Origin of the sequence: Bradyrhizobium sp. 21 (genome assembly GCF_023073335.1) — a bacterium.
GTDB lineage: Bacteria > Pseudomonadota > Alphaproteobacteria > Rhizobiales > Xanthobacteraceae > Bradyrhizobium.
The window spans coordinates 1-1,660 of sequence record NZ_JADPJG010000020.1 but is presented as its reverse complement, the minus strand read 5'-3'; the positions used below and the strand labels follow the sequence as shown (position 1 = coordinate 1,660).

The following is a 1,660-nucleotide window of genomic DNA, read 5'->3' as shown; positions in this document are numbered from 1 at the left end:
TGACCCGGAGCCGAACTTCGGCTCTACTGTATTTATTCGCTTGTCTCGCCGTGAAGTTCTGCCTTGAAGCCATCAGTGTTTTCGAAATTCACCGTCACCTTGTCGCCATCGAAGGTCAGCGCCCAGGTCTGAGTTTCGCTGTGCCCTAAAATCCGGCGTTCCATCACAAACGTATGTTCGCTGGTCCAGCGCCCCCGTGCGGCATTGATACCATATCCCGCCGGAGGGCTTTTTCGATATAAACCATCCAGCCCGACCAGTCCCGTAAACCGGTTTCTCCCAGGCTCGCCAAAGGTGGTAATCACCCATGACGAGTCCGACTCATAGAAGTTGAGCGTGAAGCTCTTCACGTGAAGCTTGTTGTCGGCGAAACCGTAGACCTTGCCCGAGATGGACTTGGCCAATTCCGGTATGTTGCCGACGACGTAAGGCTTGTCCTCGGCAGCGCGGTGGATGGCCTTGGCCAACAACGCCTGTGCGCGGGGATTATCCGGCAACGGCCGATCGGATTTGACCGCGCTGGAGATGTCGTCGATCAATCCCGACGCCGAATAGAATTCCGTGTCATTCAGAAACCCGGTCATCGTAACGACGACATCAAGTTTCGGAATCACGAGGATCAGCTGCGAATGGCGGCCGCGCGCCATGTAGGCGCCCTTTTCGGGATACGACCACCACAAATTTCCGTAGTGGAAGCCAAAGGTCGCATCGACTGGACCCGATTGGGCCCGCTCCACCCATGATGGCGGGATGATCTGCTTTCCGTCCCATTGGCCGTTGTGAAGGTAGAGGTAACCGATCCTGGCCATGTCGTGGGGCGACAGGGAAAGACCCGCTTCGCCGTCCGTTACGCCCTGCGCATCCACCTTTCCCCATTTTGCGCTCTTGATGCCGAGCGGCTCGAACAACTCCTTCTTGGCAAAATCAAATGCGCTCTGTCCGGTCGTCCGGGTGATGAGCGAGGAGAGAAGATAGGGGTTGCCGCTATTGTAGTAGAAGCTCGCACCAGGCGCGTTTGCCATGGGTTGGCTCAGCACAAAGGCCGTACGATTGGGGCTTTCGTACATCCTCATGATCGTCTCCTCGGGCGTATAGAGCTTCTCAACCCATTCGATGCCCGAGTTCATGTCCAGAAGGTTCTGGACTGTGATCGACTTTTTCCTGGTGTCCATCTCCTGGATTTGCTTTTCCGACAACAGATCGACCACCGGATGATCGACGCTGTCGAGATTGCCCTTCTTCAGCAGAATAGCGGTCAGCGTGCCGACCACGCTCTTGGTCACGGACCTCAAATCGTGACTGACATCGGGGACATAGGGAGCGTAATAAGCATCGGCCACGATCCTTCCGTGGCGAATGATCGTAAGACTGTCCTGCTTATAGGTGCCGACAGCCTCTATCAACCGAGCCAGTCTGGCTGAGTCCATCCCCTGCTGTTCGGGGCTCGAAGTTTGCCAAGATTTAGTCGGCCAGAGGACTTCCTGGAGGTTTGGATCGTCAGCCTTAGCGAACGAACCAAGCCCGCCTAAGCTCGCGGCCATCACCGCAAGCATCAGCATTCTAATCCGCATATGCTCCTCCCAGCTGGTCGCCAGTTTCCGCGCTATCCTAGATTGAAATTTGACTTGGATCGAGTCCAATGAATGTCTGGCTCTGGCCC

General features: G+C 56.0%; 1 protein-coding gene. It reads right to left on the bottom strand.

From position 1 onward, the window contains the following. Positions 1–32: 32 nt before the first annotated feature. Complete coding sequence (locus IVB31_RS20170) at positions 33–1,559, bottom strand: serine hydrolase (protein WP_247325624.1); 1,527 nt, start codon at positions 1,557–1,559, stop codon at positions 33–35. Positions 1,560–1,660 lie beyond the last annotated feature (101 nt).

Bases quoted from the DNA above. Each gene is read 5' to 3' on its own strand.
- IVB31_RS20170 (WP_247325624.1), bottom strand. From the start codon at position 1,559: ATGCTGATGCTTGCGGTGATGGCCGCGAGCTTAGGCGGGCTTGGTTCG.